This window comes from Protofrankia sp. CiT1 (assembly GCF_917627335.1).
In the GTDB taxonomy this organism is placed as follows: domain Bacteria; phylum Actinomycetota; class Actinomycetes; order Frankiales; family Frankiaceae; genus Protofrankia.
Window position 1 is genome coordinate 15,305 of sequence record NZ_CAKJTP010000042.1, and the last position, 18,388, is coordinate 33,692.

12 protein-coding genes are annotated in these 18,388 nt (G+C 68.2%); 4 read left to right on the top strand and 8 right to left on the bottom strand.

Annotation, left to right across the window (positions count from 1 at the left end):
- Positions 1–122: 122 nt before the first annotated feature.
- The 5 genes from acnA to uvrC all read right to left on the bottom strand — a co-directional run bounded on the left by acnA (position 123) and on the right by uvrC (position 8,332).
- Complete coding sequence (gene acnA, locus MJ785_RS09635) at positions 123–2,813, bottom strand: aconitate hydratase AcnA (protein ID WP_239380503.1); 2,691 nt, start codon at positions 2,811–2,813, stop codon at positions 123–125.
- 407 nt (positions 2,814–3,220) lie between these two features.
- Positions 3,221–4,216 (bottom strand): DNA-binding protein WhiA, encoded by a 996-nt coding sequence (gene whiA, locus MJ785_RS09640; protein WP_239309455.1) that lies wholly within the window; start codon positions 4,214–4,216, stop codon positions 3,221–3,223.
- Positions 4,213–5,280 carry a uridine diphosphate-N-acetylglucosamine-binding protein YvcK gene (yvcK, locus tag MJ785_RS09645; RefSeq protein ID WP_239309453.1) on the bottom strand — a complete coding sequence of 356 codons (1,068 nt, stop codon included), beginning with the start codon at positions 5,278–5,280 and terminating at the stop codon, positions 4,213–4,215. Before yvcK ends, whiA begins: the two co-directional genes overlap by 4 nt.
- Positions 5,277–6,149 carry an RNase adapter RapZ gene (gene rapZ / locus MJ785_RS09650; RefSeq protein ID WP_239309451.1) on the bottom strand — a complete coding sequence of 291 codons (873 nt, stop codon included), beginning with the start codon at positions 6,147–6,149 and terminating at the stop codon, positions 5,277–5,279. The genes yvcK and rapZ overlap by 4 nt, the downstream gene beginning before the upstream one ends.
- Positions 6,146–8,332 carry an excinuclease ABC subunit UvrC gene (gene uvrC / locus MJ785_RS09655; protein WP_239380505.1) on the bottom strand — a complete coding sequence of 729 codons (2,187 nt, stop codon included), beginning with the start codon at positions 8,330–8,332 and terminating at the stop codon, positions 6,146–6,148. The genes rapZ and uvrC overlap by 4 nt, the downstream gene beginning before the upstream one ends.
- A 472-nt stretch (positions 8,333–8,804) precedes the next feature.
- Here uvrC and MJ785_RS09660 point away from each other — a divergent pair, with 472 nt between their 5' ends.
- Positions 8,805–9,218 carry an SsgA family sporulation/cell division regulator gene (locus MJ785_RS09660; protein WP_239309447.1) on the top strand — a complete coding sequence of 138 codons (414 nt, stop codon included), beginning with the start codon at positions 8,805–8,807 and terminating at the stop codon, positions 9,216–9,218.
- An 84-nt stretch (positions 9,219–9,302) separates the two neighbouring features.
- Here MJ785_RS09660 and uvrA read toward each other — a convergent pair whose 3' ends face one another.
- Positions 9,303–12,191 (bottom strand): excinuclease ABC subunit UvrA, encoded by a 2,889-nt coding sequence (gene uvrA, locus MJ785_RS09665; protein WP_239380509.1) that lies wholly within the window; start codon positions 12,189–12,191, stop codon positions 9,303–9,305.
- Positions 12,192–12,399: 208 nt separating this feature from the next.
- Between uvrA and MJ785_RS09670 the strand changes: the two genes are divergently transcribed.
- A complete protein-coding gene (locus MJ785_RS09670) occupies positions 12,400–13,071 on the top strand; it encodes an MBL fold metallo-hydrolase (RefSeq protein WP_239346595.1) in 672 nt (223 codons plus the stop codon).
- A 136-nt stretch (positions 13,072–13,207) separates the two neighbouring features.
- Here the strand turns inward: MJ785_RS09670 and MJ785_RS09675 are convergent, their stop codons facing one another.
- A complete protein-coding gene (locus tag MJ785_RS09675) occupies positions 13,208–13,624 on the bottom strand; it encodes a DUF1003 domain-containing protein (RefSeq protein ID WP_239309441.1) in 417 nt (138 codons plus the stop codon).
- 635 nt (positions 13,625–14,259) lie between these two features.
- On the opposite strand from MJ785_RS09675, the gene MJ785_RS09680 reads away from it, so the two are divergent.
- On the top strand, positions 14,260–15,306 hold the full coding sequence (locus MJ785_RS09680; protein WP_239309439.1) for a 2-oxoglutarate and iron-dependent oxygenase domain-containing protein: 1,047 nt from the start codon (positions 14,260–14,262) through the stop codon (positions 15,304–15,306).
- Between the two features lie 78 nt (positions 15,307–15,384).
- Here the strand turns inward: MJ785_RS09680 and MJ785_RS09685 are convergent, their stop codons facing one another.
- Positions 15,385–17,400, bottom strand: a complete 2,016-nt coding sequence (locus tag MJ785_RS09685; RefSeq protein ID WP_239380510.1) for an acyl-CoA dehydrogenase family protein — start codon at positions 17,398–17,400, stop codon at positions 15,385–15,387.
- A 200-nt stretch (positions 17,401–17,600) separates the two neighbouring features.
- Here MJ785_RS09685 and MJ785_RS09690 point away from each other — a divergent pair, with 200 nt between their 5' ends.
- Positions 17,601–18,260, top strand: coding sequence for a TetR/AcrR family transcriptional regulator (locus tag MJ785_RS09690; protein WP_239309435.1), 660 nt, complete (start codon positions 17,601–17,603; stop codon positions 18,258–18,260).
- The last annotated feature ends 128 nt before the right edge of the window (positions 18,261–18,388 follow it).

Here is an 18,388-nt window from a genome sequence, read left to right on the forward strand (position 1 = left end):
CCCCTATTGCCGAGCGCTCGTATGACATGCCGGCGGCAGAGAACGGGGATCTTCCGGGTTGCGCGCTGAAAACGCCCCTGGCGGCCGCGTGCCCGTGATCCCTGCCGTTTGCGCCGGAAGTATCAGGACAGCAGGGAACGCAGCACGTACGGCAGGATGCCGCCGTTGCGGTAGTACTCCGCCTCCCCCGGCGTGTCGATGCGGACGATCGCGTCGAACCGCTTGTCGCCGGCCCGCACGACCAGGGTCGCGGTCTGCTCGTCGACCTGGGCGAGCCCGCGGATGGTGAAGATCTCCTCTCCGGTCAGGCCGAGCGAGGCGGCGGACTCCCCGGGCGGGAACTGCAACGGCAGGACGCCCATCCCGATGAGGTTGGATCGGTGGATGCGTTCGTACGACTCGGCGATCACCGCGCGGACACCGAGCAGCGAGGTGCCCTTGGCCGCCCAGTCACGTGACGAGCCCGAGCCGTACTCTTTGCCCGCGAGTACCACCAGCGGCACCCCGTCGGCCGCGTACCGCTGCGCCGCGTCGTAGATCGCCAGCTGCTCGCCGTCGGGCAGGTGGCGGGTGACGCCGCCCTCGGTGCCGGGGACGAGCCTGTTGCGCAGCCGGATGTTGGCGAACGTCCCACGGATCATCACCTCGTGGTTACCGCGTCGGGAGCCGTAGGAGTTGAAGTCCTTCGGGTCCACCCCGTGCTCGACGAGGTACCGGCCCGCCGGCGAGTCGGGCTTGATGGATCCGGCGGGCGAGATGTGGTCGGTGGTCACCGAGTCGCCGAGCAGCGCCAGCACCCGGGCGTCGACGATGTCCGGGCGTGGCGTCGGCTTCGCCGGCATCCCCTCGAAATACGGAGGATGGCGGACGTAGGTCGAGTCAGGTGCCCAGCTGAAGGTCTGGGACACCGTGCCGCCGTCACCGGTCGGCAGGGACTGCCACCGTTCGTCACCGCTGAGGTCGCCGTAGTCCTCGGTGAACATCTCCGAGCGGATCGCGTCGCCCACCACGGCGGCCACCTCGACCTCGCTCGGCCAGATGTCGCGCAGGTAGACCGGGTTGCCCGCGGTGTCGGTGCCCAGCGGGTCGTTGAGCAGGTCGATGTCCATCGTGCCGGCAAGGGCGTAGGCGACGACGAGCGGCGGGGACGCCAGGTAGTTCATCTTGACGTCCGGGTTGATCCGGCCTTCGAAGTTGCGGTTGCCGGACAGCACGCTGACCACCGCCAGGTCACCGGCGGCCACCCCCTGGCTGATCTCCTCCGGTAGCGGCCCGGAGTTGCCGATGCAGGTGGTGCACCCGTAGCCGACCAGGTTGAAGCCGAGCTTGTCCAGGTAGGACGTGAGCCCGGCGCGCTCGTAGTAGTCCATGACGACCTTGGAGCCCGGTGCCAGGGTGGTCTTCACCCAGGGCTTCCGGGTCAGGCCACGGTCGACGGCGTTGCGGGCGAGGATCGCCGCCCCCACCATCACCTGCGGGTTGGATGTGTTCGTGCACGAGGTGATGGCCGCGATGGCGACCGCACCGTGGTCGAGGGAGAAGCTGGTGCCGTCCGCGAGAGTCACCGGGGTCGGGTTGGACGGGCGTCCGCCGAGATCACTGGAAGTATCCGCAGCTGCCTTTGCCGGACCGGCATAGTCGGCGAGCGCGGTGCGGAACGCGGCCTTGGCGGTGCGCAGCGGCACTCGGTCCTGCGGGCGCTTGGGGCCGGCCAGCGAGGGCTCGATCGTGGACAGGTCGAGGGTGAGGGTGGTCGTGTAGACCGGCTCGCGACTCGGGTCGTGCCAGAGGCCCTGCTCCTTGGTGTAGGCCTCGACGAGGTCGATCTGCTCTTTGGGCCGACCGGTCAGCCGCAGGTAGGCCAGGGTCTCCGCGTCCACTGGGAAGATCGCGCAGGTCGAGCCGTACTCGGGGCTCATGTTGCCGATCGTGGCCCGGTTGGCCAACGGGACGTTGCCCACGCCCTCGCCGTAGAACTCGACGAAACGGCCCACCACACCGTGCTTGCGCAGCATCTCGGTGATCGTGAGAACGAGGTCGGTAGCGGTGGTCCCGGCTGCCAGTTCTCCGGTGAGCTTGAATCCGACCACCGTCGGGATGAGCATGCTGACCGGCTGGCCGAGCATGGCGGCTTCCGCCTCGATGCCGCCGACGCCCCAGCCGAGCACCCCCAGGCCATTGATCATGGTGGTGTGGCTGTCCGTGCCGACCAGCGTGTCGGGGTAGGCGAGTGTCCCGTCGGCGGTGTCCTTGGTGAAGACAACGCGGGCGAGGTGCTCCAGGTTGACCTGGTGGACGATCCCGGTGTTCGGGGGGACGACCGTGAAGTTGTCGAAGGCGGCCTGGCCCCACCGCAGGAACTGGTAGCGCTCACGGTTACGGCTGAACTCCAGCTCGGTGTTGCGCGCGAAGGCGTCCGGCTGGCCAAAGACGTCAGCGATGATCGAATGATCGATCACCAGTTCCGCTGGCGCAAGCGGGTTGATCTTTGTCGGGTCGCCGCCGAGCGCCGCCATGGCCTCGCGCATCGCGGCGAGGTCAACCACGCACGGGACACCGGTGAAATCCTGCATGATCACGCGGGCCGGCGTGAACTGGATCTCCTGGCTCGGCGCGGCGGCCGGGTCCCAGGACGCGAGCGCGCGGACGTGGCCGGCGGTGATGTTGGCGCCGTCCTCGGTGCGCAGCAGGTTCTCCAGCAGGACGCGCAGGCTGTAGGGCAACCGGTCAGCTCCGGGAACCGCGTCCAGCCGACGGATTGTGTACCTGCGGTCGCCTACCTTGAGATGACCCGTGCTGCCGAAACTGTCCATATCTCCTCCTCGCCGCGTTTCCTCGCGGACCATCCTGGCGTTCACTCCAGGAACTACCCGGCTCGCTGGGCCCGGGACCAGTAATATCCTATTTACTTAGTATTGCTAAGGATATACCAGAAGATCAGTCGCCGCGTGCGAGGCTCCTGAAGTGTGGCGGCGCACCGGATATGTCATCTAACTGATAGTAATAAGAGGCTCCGGCAATAGGACGTTCGATCAGGGAGCGGCGTCCGGGTGGATGGATCGCGCGGCGGCGGAGGGAGGCGCCCTGTGTGGGGCGTCGACCGACGAGCCGGGGTACCCGTGCATCGCACAGCGATGGACGGGGAGCGATGACGCGAGGCGCCGACCGGGCGGCGCGAGCCGGACACTCCTATTGCCGGATCCGCTAAACGTGGGAACGGTCAGGCGTTCTCGAGGAGATCCGGCGAGACACTCGCCTCGGTGTTTGGCAGCCCGAGCGCGTGCGCCCGCTTATCGGCCAGCGCAAGCAGCCGCCGGATCCGGCCGGCGACCGCGTCCTTGGTCAGCGGCGGGTCCGCGAGCGCGCCCAGCTCCTCCAGGGAGGCCTGGGCGTGCTCCAGGCGCAGCCGTCCGGCGGCGAGCAGATGCCCCGGCGCGTCGTCGCCCAGAATCCTCAACGCGGCCTGGACCCGGGCACCGGCCGCAACCGCCGCGCGCGCGGAACGGCGAAGGTTGGCATCGTCGAAGTTCGCCAGCCGGTTCGCGGTTGCCCGCACCTCCCGGCGCATCCGCCGGTCCTCCCAGGTGAGCAGGCTGTCATGCGCGCCGATTTTTGTCAGCAGCACGCTGATCGCGTCACCGTCCCGGATCACCACCCGGTCAACCCCGCGCACATCCCGGCTCTTGGCCGCGACACCGAGCCGGCGGGCCGCGCCGACCAGCGCGAGCGCGGCCTCCGGCCCCGGCGACGTGATCTCCAAGGAGCAGGAGCGGCCCGGCTCGGTCAGCGAACCGTGGGCCAGGAACGCCCCGCGCCACGCAGCCGCGGCGTCGCAGGACGCGCCCGTCACCACCTGCGGCGGCAATCCCCGCACCGGTCGGCCTCGCTGGTCAAGCAGCCCGGTCGACCGCGCCAGCTGCTCACCGTCACGTTCCACCCGGACGATGTAGCGCGCCGAACGGCGCAGCCCACCCGCGGCGAGCACCGCGATGCCCGACGGGAAGCCGAACACCTCCGCGATCTCGCGGCGCAGCCTGCGGGCGGTGGCACCCGCGTCGAGTTCGGCCTCGACGACGATGCGGCCACGCACGATGTGCAGCCCGCCACCGAAGCGCAACAACGCGGCCATCTCCGCTCTGCGACAACATGGCTTCGCCACCCGCAACCGGCTGAGCTCGTCCTTGACGGTGGCGGTCATTGCGGCCACACGAATCATTCCTCACCTTCACGAGCGGAGACGGTGGCCGCGGGATCGCCGCGCACCGCATCGTCTGAAACCAGCTTGTCGGCCGCGGCCGCGGCCGGACCTGGCCGGGCGCCGGAGCCGGCCCCGGTCATGCCGGCGAACACCGCCTTGAACGCGGCGGCCAGCCGTCGCGGGTCATGGCGCGGCTCACCGGGGTAGGCGACCGGTACGAGGTGCAACCGCGCTCCCAGATCGGCCGCGGCACGGGCGAGCGCACCCGGCTCACCGACCGCGTCACGGTCCGCGATCACGACATCGAACAGGAGGCCCGGCGCATGCTTCCCGATGACCCGCAGATGCGCCTCGGGCGGATAACCGGCGGTCTCACCGGGCTGCGGCACCAGGTTCAGGACCACGACGCGGCGAGCCGGCGACCCGAGCAGGCGCTCGGTCATCTCGGGCACCAGCAGATGAGGCAGCACGCTGGTGTAGAGCGAACCCGGGCCGAACACCACCCACTCGGCCCGCTCGACGGCGTCCAGCGCCGGTGGGCACGCCGGGGGCGTCGCGGGCTGGAGACGCAGGCTCCGGACCCGCCCGGCGGTGGTAGCCACCTCCGCCTGGCCGTGGACCTCGACGACGGCGGCCGGCTGAACCGGGTCGAGTCCGGCCACCTCGGCGACGATGTCGATGCCCGCGTCCGACAGCGGCAGCACCCGCCCGGCGGCCCCCAACAGCCTGGCCGCAAGGTCGAGCGCGGCCACCGCGGAGCCCTGGCGTTCGGCGAGCGCCGTCAGCACCAGATTACCGACAGCGTGACCGGCGAGCGGGCCGCGACCACCGAACCGGTGCTGGAACAGCTCCGCCCAGGTGGCCGACCAGGTGTCGGCACCGGCGAGCGCGGCCAGCGCCATGCGCAGATCACCCATGGGCAGCGCTCCCAGCTCGTTCCGGAGCCGTCCCGACGATCCACCGTCGTCACCTACTGTCACGACAGCGGTGAGATGCTCGGTGATGCGCCGCAACGCCCGCAGGGACGCGGCCAAACCGTGGCCACCGCCGAAAGCCACCACCGCGGGACCGGTACCCGTCACTCTCGCCCCAGATCACGATGGACGACCCGGACGCCGACGCCGTCGCCCGCGAGCCGCGCGGCGAGCTGTTCGGCCAGGGCCACACTGCGGTGCTTGCCACCGGTGCACCCGACCGCGAGTGTCAGATAACGCTTACCTTCCCGCACGTACCCCTCCCCCACCAGCCGCAGCAACGCCGCGTACTGGTCGATGAACTCCGCTGCCCCTGGCTGGGCGAGAACGTAGTCACGAACATCTGGATCACGGCCGGTGAACGGTCGCAGTGCCTCCACCCAGTGCGGATTCGGCAGGAACCGGCAGTCGGCCACCAGGTCGGCGTCCAGCGGCAGACCGTACTTGTAGCCGAAGGAGACCACCGTCGCGTTCAGGCGGTTCCCGCTCGGCTGGCCGAACGCGGTGTCAATCTTGGCCCGCAACTCGTGGACGTTGAGATCGGTGGTGTCCAGGACCAGGTCCGACTCGCCGCGCAGCTCCGCCAGCAGCGCGCGCTCACGGCTGATGCCGTCGACCACCCGCCCGTCGCCCTGGAGCGGATGCGGCCGGCGGACGTGGTCGAACCTGCGGACCAGCGTCTCGTCCGCGGCTTCCAGAAAGAGCACCTGCGGATGCATGCCACGGGCCTCGAGCGCGTCCAGCGTCGCGCGCAGGTCGGAGAAGAACGCCCGGCCGCGGACGTCCACGACCACGGCGATGCGATTGACCGCGCCCTGTGACCGCAGCCCGAGTTCGGTCATGGTGGCCAGCAACGCCGGGGGGAGGTTGTCAACAACGAACCAGCCGAGATCCTCCAGGCACTTGGCCGCGGTGCTGCGGCCCGCTCCGGACAGCCCGGTGATGATGGCGAGGTCAAGCGGCACGGCGGAGGTCATGTGGGAACACCCCAGGTTGACGTGGTATCGGAACCGGGTCCAGCGGTGGTGGTGCCGGCCGCGGCGGCTCCCGATGGCCCCGATTCGGGCGCGGACACCGCGGGCGGGGGCACCGGCGCGGTTCCGTCAGTCCCAAGAATTTCCCCCGTGTACGGGTCGACCGCGGGTGCGGCGGCCGCCACGGTTCCCGGTCCGGCCGCGGCCAGCGCGTCCACCACGGCCTGGGCTGTCCGCCGGCCGATGCCCGGAACCTCGGCGATCTGGTCGACCGTTGCCCGGCGTATCCGAGCGAGCGAGCCGAACGTCGCCAGCAGCGCTTTGCGGCGTGTCTCGCCGAGCCCCGGCACGTCGTCGAGCAGCGAATGAACCATGGCCTGGGAGCGCTTCTGGCGATGATAGGTGATCGCGAACCGGTGCGCCTCGTCCCGGATCCGTTGCAACAGGTACAACGCCTCGCTGGTGCGGGGCAGAATAACCGGATCATCCTCAGCCGGCAGCCACACCTCCTCCAGCCGCTTGGCGAGCCCGCACAGGGCGATGCCGCCGGGGCCGCTGTCGATACCGAGCGTGTCCAGGGCTCGGCGGGCCGCGGCGACCTGCGGGGGGCCGCCGTCGACAACGACCAGGCTGGGCGGGTAGGCAAAACGCCGTGACTGGTCCGTGACCGGCTCCGGCGGGGTGCTGGACGGGCTCGCCAGCCCGGCGACGTCCCCGGTGCGCGCCTGCTCGGCAAGGTAGCGGCTGAACCGCCGGCTGATCGTCTCGTACATGCTCGCGACGTCGTCCTGCCCGTCCACCCCGCGGATGGCGAACCGCCGGTACTCCGACTTGCGGGGCAGCCCGTCCTCGAAGACGACCATGCTCGCGACGACGTTGCTGCCCCGCAGGTTGGAGATGTCGAACGACTCGATCCGCAGCGGCGGCTCGGCCAGGCCGAGCGCGTCCTGGATGTCCGACAGCGCCCGGCTGCGCGCGGACAGATCACCGGCCCGTTTCGTGCGATGCAGGGTGAAGGCCTGGGCCGCGTTGCGCTCGACGGTCTCCAGCAGGGTCCGCTTGTTCCCACGGCGAGGAACCCGCAGGTCGACCTGGCTGCCGCGGGCGGCACTGAGCAGCGCGGCCACGGCAGCCGCGTCCGGCGGGAGCACCGGGACGAGCACCTCTCGCGGGATCTCGTTGGCGGCGCCGGGACAGGCGAGCCCGCCGGTCGGGGCCGAGCCGGTCGGGGTAGTGGCCGCGGGGGCGGCCTGTGACAGGTACTCCTGGGCGAGGAACTGCTCGACCAGCTCCCCCGTGGTCAGCTCCTCGAGCTTGTCGACCACCCAGCCGCGCTGGCCGCGGACCCGGCCGTCACGCACGTAGAAGACCTGGACGGCGGCTTCAAGATCGTCCTGGGCGAACGCGATGACGTCGGCGTCGGTGCCGTCAGGCAGCACCACGGCCTGTTTTTCCATGGCCTGGCGCAGGGCGCCGATGTCGTCCCGCAGCCGCGCGGCGCTTTCGTACCGCTGCTCCGCCGCGGCCTGCGCCATCTCGCGTTCGAGCGTGCGGATGTACCGGTCGGTCCGCCCGGACATGAAGTCGCAGAAATTCTCGACGATGCGACGGTGCTCGGCCTCGTCGACCCGGCCCACACACGGTGCCGAGCAGCGGCCGATGTAGCCGAGCAGGCAGGGGCGGCCCATCTGGCCCGCGCGCTTGAACACGCCCGCACCGCACGTACGGGCCGGGAAGACACGCAGCAGGAGATCCAGGGTCTCCCGGATGGCCCACGCGTGGGGGTACGGACCGAAGTAACGGACGCCGGCGCGCTTGGGACCGCGCATGACCTGCAACCGGGGGAACTCCTCGTGCAGCGTCACCGCGAGGCTCGGGTAGCTCTTGTCGTCCCGGTAGCGAACATTGAAGCGAGGATCGAACTCCTTGATCCAGGTGTACTCGAGCTGAAGCGCTTCGACCTCCGTCGACACCACCGTCCAGTCGACCGCACTCGCGGTCGTCACCATGTGCTGAGTACGGGGGTGGAGGTTGTGTATATCGGTGAAGTAGGTTGACAACCTGGCGCGAAGGTTCTTCGCTTTGCCCACGTACACCACGCGGCCGTGCTCGTCGGAGAACCGGTACACCCCCGGTGTCGCCGGAACCGATCCCGGCGCGGGACGGTAGGACGCCGGATCAGCCATGAACCGAGCCTACGGCGCGCCGGACAGCCATTGAACAACGCCTCCACGTAACCATTTCATCACGCTGGGCACCTGCTCTTGAAGGGCGGCCATGACCCGGGGCGGAACAAAGCCCCGTGACGACCATGGCTGGGCATATCTCACAGCTGACGGGACACCCGTCATGGCGCGGGGCGGCCGGCGATGCCAGGGTCCATGCTCGGAGACCATGAGCGGTGTGCAAACCATGGCCCGTCAGGCGCTCGCCGTCCGATGGCCACGATGGCCACGACGACCGGTCCGACAGGCGCTGATCCCGCGGCACCTGCGTGCCACCATCCCCGGAGAGGGCCTCCTGAGGCTGGCGTCGACCTTGTCCAGGCTGGTCCCGAACAAGTCCCTTAACGTGTCCCGGGTGGCATCTTGCCTGACCGGCTGTCACCCTCGATACCGCGGTGCACAGCGTCGCTGGATGACGAAGGAGGCACGACGGATGCAGGTGGACGATGTGACCACCGAGTTGGTCGTCAATGACGCACCTTCCCGCGGGCGGCTGACCGTGCTGCAGGTGAGCTGGCGACGGGCCGACCCGCTTGCCGTGACGTTGGAGCTCATCTCCCGGCCCGATCATCCGGCGCTGCCGCGAGGTACCTGGGTGGTGCTGCGAGACGCGCTACGCGCCGGTCTGGACATCCCCACCGGCGGCGGTGACGTGCGGATCACCCCGGAACCGGACCGCGGCTGTGTGCGGCTCGATCTGACATCTCGTGAACTCCACTCCGTCGTCCGGCTGGACATCGAGGCCGCGCGGGCGTTCCTCGACGCGACCGAACAGGTGGTTCCCCGCGGCGCGGAACGTTCTGCCGAGGAACTCGACGCCGTTCTGGCCGATCTTCTACGTACCTGACCTCCACGTACCCGCTCCCGCCGTCCCCGGCCTGGGGCCGTGCGGACGTCCCGTTGTCCCGCGGCGTGACAGGAGCCCCGGCGGTCAGGACGCGGCTGACGCCGGCCCGGCCGCCGACCCGAAGCCGGCCCGTGGCCCGAGGATCTCCCGGAGGAACAGCCCAGTATGGCTGCTCTCAACCGCGGCGACCACCTCCGGCGGTCCTTCGGCGATGACCCGTCCGCCACCGGTCCCGCCCTCCGGACCCATGTCGATGACCCAGTCCGCCGTCTTGATGACGTCCAGGTTGTGCTCGATGACGATGACCGTGTTGCCAGTGTCCACAAGGCGGCCGAGAACACCCAGCAGTTTACGGATGTCCTCGAAGTGCAGCCCGGTCGTGGGCTCGTCCAGCACGTAGGCGGTGCGGCCGGTGGAGCGCCGCTGGAGCTCGGCGGCGAGTTTGACCCGTTGTGCCTCCCCGCCGGACAGCGTCGGTGCTGACTGGCCGAGCCTGACGTAGCCGAGACCGACGTCGTTGAGGGTGCGCAGATGCCGGGCGATCGCGGGAACGGCCGCGAAGAACTCCGCGGCCTCCTCGATCGGCATATCGAGGACCTCGGCGATGCTCCGGTTCTTGTAGTGGACCTCCAGCGTCTCCCGGTTGTACCGAGCACCGTGGCAGACCTCGCACGGCACGTACACGTCCGGCAGGAAGTTCATCTCGATCTTGATGGTGCCGTCCCCGGCGCAGGCCTCGCAGCGGCCGCCCTTGACGTTGAACGAGAATCGCCCAGGAAGGTAGCCACGGACCTTGGCCTCGGTGGTCTCGGCGAACAGGCGGCGAACGTGGTCGAAAACGCCGGTGTAGGTGGCGGGGTTCGACCGCGGGGTCCGGCCGATCGGGGACTGGTCAACCCTGACGACCTTATCAAGATGATCAATACCGGTGACGCCGCGATGCCGTCCCGGTACTTCCCGAGCGCCGTTGAGCGTGTTCGCCAGTACCGCGGCCAGGATGTCGTTGACGAGGGTGGACTTCCCCGAGCCGGAGACGCCCGTGACGGCCACGAAACAGCCGAGGGGGAACGACACCGTCACATCCCGCAGGTTGTGCTCACGGGCCGCGTGGACGGTCAGCGCGCGGCCCGCGGTCGGCTGCCGCCGGATGTCGGGCACCGGTATCTCGCGGCGGCGCGACAGGTACGCCCCGGTGATCGAGGACTCCGCATGGAGCAACGCCTCCACCGAGCCGGACACGACGACCTTGCCGCCGTGCTCACCAGCCCCCGGCCCGATGTCCACCACCCAGTCGGCGGCGCGGATCGTGTCCTCGTCGTGTTCGACGACGATCAGGGTGTTACCGAGGTCGCGCAGCCGGACCAGCGTCTGGATGAGGCGGCGGTTGTCCCGCTGGTGCAGGCCGATCGACGGCTCGTCCAGGACGTAGAGGACCCCGACCAGCCCCGAACCGATCTGGGTGGCGAGCCTGATCCGCTGCGCCTCCCCCCCGGCCAGCGTGCCGGCGGCACGGTCCAGGGACAGGTAGTCGAGCCCGACGTCGAGCAGGAACGCGAGCCGCGCGTCGATCTCCTTGAGTACCCGGCCGGCGATCGTCCGTTCCCGTTCGGTGAGCTCGAGCGCCCGCAGGAACTCGGCGCACTCCCCGATGGCCATAGCGGCCACCTCGGCGATCGAACGACCACCCAGGGTTACCGCCAGTGATTCGGGTTTGAGCCGGGCGCCGCGGCAGACCGGGCAGGCGATGTCACGCATGTAGCCCTCGTAGCGCTCACGGCTGCTGTCCGACTCGGCTTCCCGATGGCGGCGGCCGAGGAAGGCGACCACCCCCTCGAAGGCGGTGAAGTACTGGCGTGACCGGCCGTACCGGTTGGTGTAGGCGACCTGGACCTCGGTCTCCCCCCGTCCGTGCAGCACAGCCTTGCGTGCCCGTTCCGGCAGGCCCTCCCAGGGGATGTCCATCCGGAAGCCGAGATCGTTGGCCAGGGCCTCCAGCAGCCGGGTGAAGTACTCCTTGTTGTGGCCGGCTGACCACGGCGCGATCGCTCCGTCGTTCAGCGACAGCGTCGGGTCGGGAACGACGAGCTCGGGATCGACCTCCTTGCGGGTGCCCAGGCCGGAACAGTCCGGACAGGCACCGTACGGGGAGTTGAAGGAGAAGGACCTCGGTTCCAGCTCCTCGAACGACAGGTCGTCGTACAGGCAGGCGAGATGCTCGGAGTACATCCGCTCACGGTCGGGGCCGCCCGGGTCGCGGTCGACGAAGTCGAGCAGCACCAGACCACCACCAAGGCCGAGTGCCGTCTCGATGGAGTCGGTCAGCCGCTGCTTTGCCGACGCCTTCACCGCCAGCCGGTCGACCACGACCTCGATCGTGTGTTTACGCTGCTTCTCCAGTTTCGGCACATCGGTGAGAGCGAGGACACCGCCGTCGACACGCGCGCGGGCGAATCCCTTGGACTGCAGGTCCGCGAAGAGGTCGAGGTATTCGCCCTTGCGGCCCCGAACGATCGGGGCGAGCACCTGGAAGCGAGTGCCCTCGGGCAGCTCGAGCAGCCGGTCGACGATCTGCTGCGGGGTCTGCCGGGAGATCGGTCGCCCGCACTTCGGGCAGTGCGGGCGACCCGCCCGCGCGAACATCAGGCGCAGGTAGTCGTACACCTCGGTGATCGTTCCGACCGTGGACCTGGGGTTTCGTGAGGTCGACTTCTGGTCGATCGAGACGGCTGGGGACAGCCCCTCGATGAAGTCGACGTCGGGCTTGTCCATCTGGCCAAGGAACTGGCGGGCATAGGCCGACAACGACTCGACATACCGCCGCTGCCCCTCCGCGAAAATTGTGTCGAAGGCGAGGCTGGACTTTCCCGAGCCCGACAGACCGGTAAAAACAATCAAGGAGTCCCGCGGCAGGTCGAGGTCGACATCGCGCAGGTTGTGCTCGCGCGCGCCGCGAACGACGAGACGGTCTGCCATCGTGGGATCCTTCGCGGTCTGCTCGGGTGACGGGACATGCCGCGTTCGAGGACGGATGTCCGCGGCGCCTGCCATGGTACGGACGAGCTCCGACAGCTTCGGAGCGACATCGCGGTGGGGACAGCTGAGACGAGCCCCGCCATGGTCGCTGGCCTGGCCTGGCCAGCCACGACCACCGGCGGCGGTATGATGTTCAGCGGAGGAGAACATGGGACACGGCGAGCACGGGTATTCGGGAGTGGTCGCGGCCGGCGGGCCGGCGGATGTCCGCGAGCTGCCGGGGCTGACGATCATCAAGGTCGCGGTCGGTCCGATGGACAACAACGCCTACCTGCTGCGATGCGCCGTAACCGGCGAGCAGCTTCTGATCGACGCCGCGAACGAGGCCGAGACGCTGTTGGGCCTCATCGGTGCGGCGGGGCTCACCACCGTGGTGACGAGCCACCATCACAATGACCATGTGCAGGCGCTGGACGCGGTGGTCGCGGCGACCGGGGCGAGGACGGTGGCGCACCCGGCCGACGCCGACGCCATCCCGGTGCCGACGACGGTCTTGGTCCGTGACGGCGACGAGGTGACCGTCGGCGCCGCCACCCTGCGGGTGATTCACCTGGTTGGGCACACGCCGGGGTCGATCGCGTTGCTCTACGATGCCGACCCGGCCGCACCGCATCTGTTCACCGGTGACTGTCTGTTTCCCGGTGGCCCCGGTGCCACTTTCGGGAACGCCTCGGCGTTCAGCTCTCTCATGGATGACCTCGAGCGGAAGGTTTTCGGGCCGTTCCCGGATGCCACCTGGATCTATCCCGGGCACGGCAGGGACACAACCATCGAGGCGGAGCGGCCGCATCTCGCCGAATGGCGTGCCCGCGGCTGGTGAGCGAATACCGGGGCGGCTGGACGCGGTTCAGCGCGCCCGGCATGAGGGGACGCGGCGTCGCGAATCATCCACCCGGGCGCCGCCACCTGACCGAACGCCCTGCCGCCGGATCCTCGTACCGGTCGAAATCCCGATCTCACGCACGCTCTCGCGGCGAAATCTCGGGCTCGAGGCCAGCAACCACGGTGTCATGCAGCCGGTTCCGGCCGACAGTGAGCGCGCGCCGCACTTCCGCCTCGATTTCGAGAGGATCGATCCCGAGCCTGCGGCCGATATGAACAGACCAGATCTCGCTGCGCACATTGGTCTCGAAGTCCAGTTCGCTGCGCAGGTCGTTACGAGCTGCCTGTCGATTCTGGCTCACCATGACAAATGTGCTGAGAAAAATGGCCTCCAGGCTGACAAGCATCGTCAGCAGGCCATAAGGATAGCGGTCGAAAACCAGCGCGGGACCCCAGACCCCCGTGTTCGCCACAATCCAGAGAGCGAACCACAGAGCGTGGATGTAGACGAATCTGAGACTGCCCGCAAAAGCCGTCACAGCGTCGGCCACCCGGTCCTGTGAGCTCTTCAGGCTGGCGACGAGGTGAGTCTCGTTACGGATGTGATGCCGCGGCCGCTCGCTGGCCCCGGCCGGGAGCGGCCGCGGCCTGACGGTGTTGACCGGCCGCTCGCAGGCCGGGCAGCGGTCACCGGAACGATCGGGCGCGGCGGGCGGCTGGCCGGCATCAGCGGATTGGGCGCTGGTCATCTGCCCAGGTTCCCACTGGGGGCACAGCCGTGGTACCCGGTCCAGGCTGGTCGGTCGTGCGAGGCGGGAACAACGCGGCCCAAGAAGCTCCGGCAACAGGGTCATGGATCAGGGAGCGAGGTCGGGGCGCGTGTATCGCGAGGTGACGGAGGGAGTCACCTTGGCGATGACGCGAGGTGCGTGCCCCACGGCCGGTCGCGCTAAGTGGTACCGGCAATACCAGCGCGGCGTCGATGGTACTGGCAATACCGCTCGCGCTATCGAGGTGGTGACAGAAGATTCGATCACTGATGCAGATATTTCATCATTCTGGTTCAATCAGGCGGATCGAGGGAAATTGACGCATGCCACGGGTCCAGCCGCACCCCGGCACCATGACGGGGAGCTGCTATTTCGGTACGCGCGGTAGCCGCACCCCCACACAGAAGGAGACCGAATTGAACGAGCTACAGACATTCCATTTACCCGAGTTCATCGACGGCACGGAATCCGACCGCGCGCTGGCGCGTGCGATGGTGCGAGCCTGGCGGAGCGACGGAATATTCCAGATTGCTACCAGCCCGGCACAGGATCAAAAAACCCAGGCCGCGATTGAATCGAGCAAACGATTTTTTCGCCTGCCCATGAAAGCCAAGAGCCAATGTGTGAGTGAGCTGACCTACAGCGGCTACATCGCGTCCGGTGAGGAGGTCACGGCCGGCGAAGCGGACTATTCCGAGATTTTCACGGTCTGTCCGGACATCGCGTTGGACGATGCCCGTGTTCAGGCGCGGTGGCCATGCCACGGCCCGACCCCCTGGCCCGACGCCGAATACCAGCGAAGCATGCGGGTGTTCATGGACGAACTCGGCCGGGTGGGTGAGAAACTACTGAAGCTGACAGCGCTGGGCCTGGAGCTTGATGACACCGACGCGCTGACGAGGCTGACCGCTGATGGCTGGCACCATATGCGGGTCCTGCGTTTTCCCGCTTTGTCGAAGGAGAGCCGTCGCGGCATCGGCGCCCACACCGACTACGGGCTGCTGGTAATCGCCGCCCAGGATGACGTGGGCGGGCTCTACATACGTCCGCCGGTTGCCGGGGAGAAGCGGAACAGGAACTGGCTGGCGAACGAGAGCGCCGCCGGCATGTACGAGAACGAGGAGCCGTGGACGTTCGTGCGGCCGGTGCCGAGCGTACTGACGGTGTTCCCTGGTGACATTCTTCAGTTCCTGACCGACGGCTTTCTGCTCTCGACACCGCACAAGGTCAGGCTGAACACCCGAGAGCGTTTCGCGCTCGCGTACTTCCATGAGCCCAATTTTGCGGCCCGCATCCGTCCGCTGTCCGGGGTGAGTGCCGACTGCATCCACTACGGGACACATTTTACCAATATGTTCATGCGTAGTTATCCAGCACGAATTACTACCCAACGCATCCTCGCGGAGGACCGCCTGTCAGTCCTGCCCCTCCTGCGGGATGACGGCGGGCTCCTGATCAGCTGATCTCCGAGCCCGACCTGGCGGGTGACCCGCCGTACGCTTGTTGCCGGACCGTTAGCGCGGTCCGGCAACAAGGCTCCGTCAGCTTCCCGGAACCACACCGGCCGGCGGCACGGATTCACTTTCCGCGATACCTCCCGCCGGATTTTTCACATCCTTCCTATCCTTTTTGGTCTTCTCCTGTTTTTCCGCCCGGGTGGCAGCCGCGCCCGGCCGGCCAGTGTCCTCAGCCGCGCGGCGGGCATCGGCGAGGAACGGCCCGCCGCCGCTCGGGTCGAGTACTCCCGCCTCCGCCCAGTCGAACCTGCCGGCCAGAACCTGTTGCGCGGCCCGGAAATTGTAGGTGTCGTCGTTGCTCCACAACGCGTCGAACAAAACATCGACCCGGCGCCGGGCCTGCCGGCAGAACAGGTCCGCCAGCTCGATGGCGGTCGGCTCACCGTCCCGCGCGAGCAGCTGCGCACGAACCACACACGCGCTCATGGCGAACAGCTCCGCACCGATGTCGACGATACGGCCAAGAAACATCTGTCTCTTTTCCAGGCCGCCCTTCCAACGGCTCATCCCATAGAAGGTCGAGCGGGCCATTTTGCGCGCCGACCGTTCAACGAACCGAAGGTGCGTCGCGAGCGCGCCAAACTCAGCGAAGGAACGCGGGCCGGTCCCCTCCCCGACAACCAGTCGGGGCAACCAGCGGGCGTAGAAGCCAGCCGCGCGCGCGGAGGTTCTCGCCTTGGCCGACAACGGGATCTCCGGCTCGATGATGTCCCCGGCGACCGTCAGATGGGTGTCGACCGCCTCCCGGGCGATGAGCAGTTTCATGATTTCGCTGGAGCCCTCGAAGATCCGGTTGATACGCAGGTCGCGCAGCATCTGCTCGGCCGGGACGGGCCGTTCACCGCGATTGGCCAGCGATTGCGCCGTCTCGTACCCGCGGCCGCCGCGGATCTGCACCATCTCGTCGGCGACCAGCCACGCCATCTCGCTCGCGTACAGCTTGGCGAGCGCGGCCTCGATCCGGATGTCCTTACCGCCTTCGTCGGCCATCATCGCGGTCAGGTCGACGACCGCCTCCATGGCGAACGCGGTCGCGGCGATAAAAGCGATCTTCTGAGCGATGGCCTCGTGCCGGCCGATCGGCTGGCCCCACTGAACCCGCTCAGCGGCCCACTCCCGGGCGATCCGCAGCGAGTACTTCGCGCCGCCGGCGCAGACCGCTGGCAGGGCCAGCCGGCCGGTGTTGAGGGTCGTCAACGCGATCTTGAGCCCTTCCCCCTCCCGGCCAAGCCGGTCTTCGACCGGTACTCTCACCCGGTCGAAGCGGGTGACACCGTTCTCGATGCCACGCAGACCCATGAACTCGTTGCGGTGCTCGACCGTGACACCGGGCGCGTGCGCGTCGACGATGAAGCAGGTGATGCCGCCGTGACGCTCCGCGGCTGTCGGCACGACAGCCATCACAACCAGCCGGTCCGCGATCACACCGTTGGTGGTCCACAGCTTGCGGCCGGACAGCTCGTAGGCCACACCGCCGTCCACAGGAACGGCCTGCGCACTCATCCGCGCGGGATCGCTGCCCACATCTGGCTCGGTCAGCAGGAACGCGCTGACCTCCTTGCGGGCGACCAGTGGCAGGTACCTGCGCTTCTGCTCATGTGTGCCGAATCTGCGAACCGGTTCGGCTACCCCGATCGACTGGTGCGCCGAGAGCAGGGTCGGGATGGAGGAATGCCAACTACCGGCGAGCGCCAGCGCCCGATTGTAGTACACGGTGCTCAGCCCGAGGCCGCCATACTCCTCCGGGATCTTCATGCCCAGCGCGCCCAGCCCTTTGAGACCATCGAGGACGTCCCGCGGAATACGACCATCCCGCTCGATCTGGAGCGGGTCCACGTGCTCACGCAGGAATTCCTCGAGCCTTTCAAGAAAGGCCTCACCGCGCGTCCTGTCGGCCTTCGACGGCCGGGGGTGCGGCGAGATGAGATCGAGGCGAAAATGCCCGAGGAAGAGCTCCTTACCGAACGACGGACGCGTCCATGCCGTCTCACGCGCGGCTTCGGCGACCTTGCGGGCGTCCTTTTCGTCCACTTGTGGCATATTCAGCTCCCAGGCTCAGCAGATCTGCTACGCCCTTTCTTCCCCGCCCGGAGCGATCTATTGTCTGTTGCTGGCGGCACGCATCGTGCTTTTTTGGTCGTTGGGTTTTGGTGGGTGGTTGGATGAAGATCAAGTTCATCAAGAAGTGTCGTCAACATCGTTGACTACACTGTAGGTAGCAGAAAACGTGAAGGAGACCGATGGAGACCGCGCAGCCTCGCCACACCCGCACCCCTCGCGGGACGCTGTCCCAACAGCTGCTGCTCGACACCGCGATGGAGATCGTCGACATCGGTGGGGTCGGAGGCTTCAGCATGCGAGCGCTCGGTGCCCGGCTGAACATCGACCCCACTGCCGTCTACCGGCATTTCCGCACCAAAAACGATCTCCTGGAGGCCCTGGCCGACCGGGTGGTGCGAGGTACGGAGCCACTCCCCCACTCCGGGAGCCCCCTCGCCGACCTCCGGGAGACCTTCGCCCAGCTGCGCCGGTCGCTCCTGCGCCATCCCACTCTCGCACCGGTCGTCCTGCGCCGGCCGCCGGGCGGCGAAGCCAGCTGGGAACGGACCAACCACACGATCGGTCTGCTCCGCGACGCGGGAATGCCCGATCATGAGGCGGCCAACGCCTTCCAGACGCTGCTCTTCTACACCCTCGGGCACTCCCTCACCGAAGCTCGCCACACCGCGGCGACGATCGCCCGCAAGGGGCCGGACGCCACCGTCACGCCAGTAACCGCGATCAGTCCGGCCGCTTCCCGCTACCCCCACCTCGCCGCAACCGCCGACCACCTCGCCGCCGAGATGGAAACCCAGTTCCACGAGGGGCTGGGCCTCGTCCTCGCCGCACTCGCGATCTGACGGCCCGCCCCGCCGATGAGGGCGTCCAGCCCGAGCTCAGGGGCGCATGGCCCCGCCGTGACACTCGGTCCGGACGCACTCACGGTTGTTGCCAGTAGGCGCTCCGGACGTATCATGATCAGCTATAA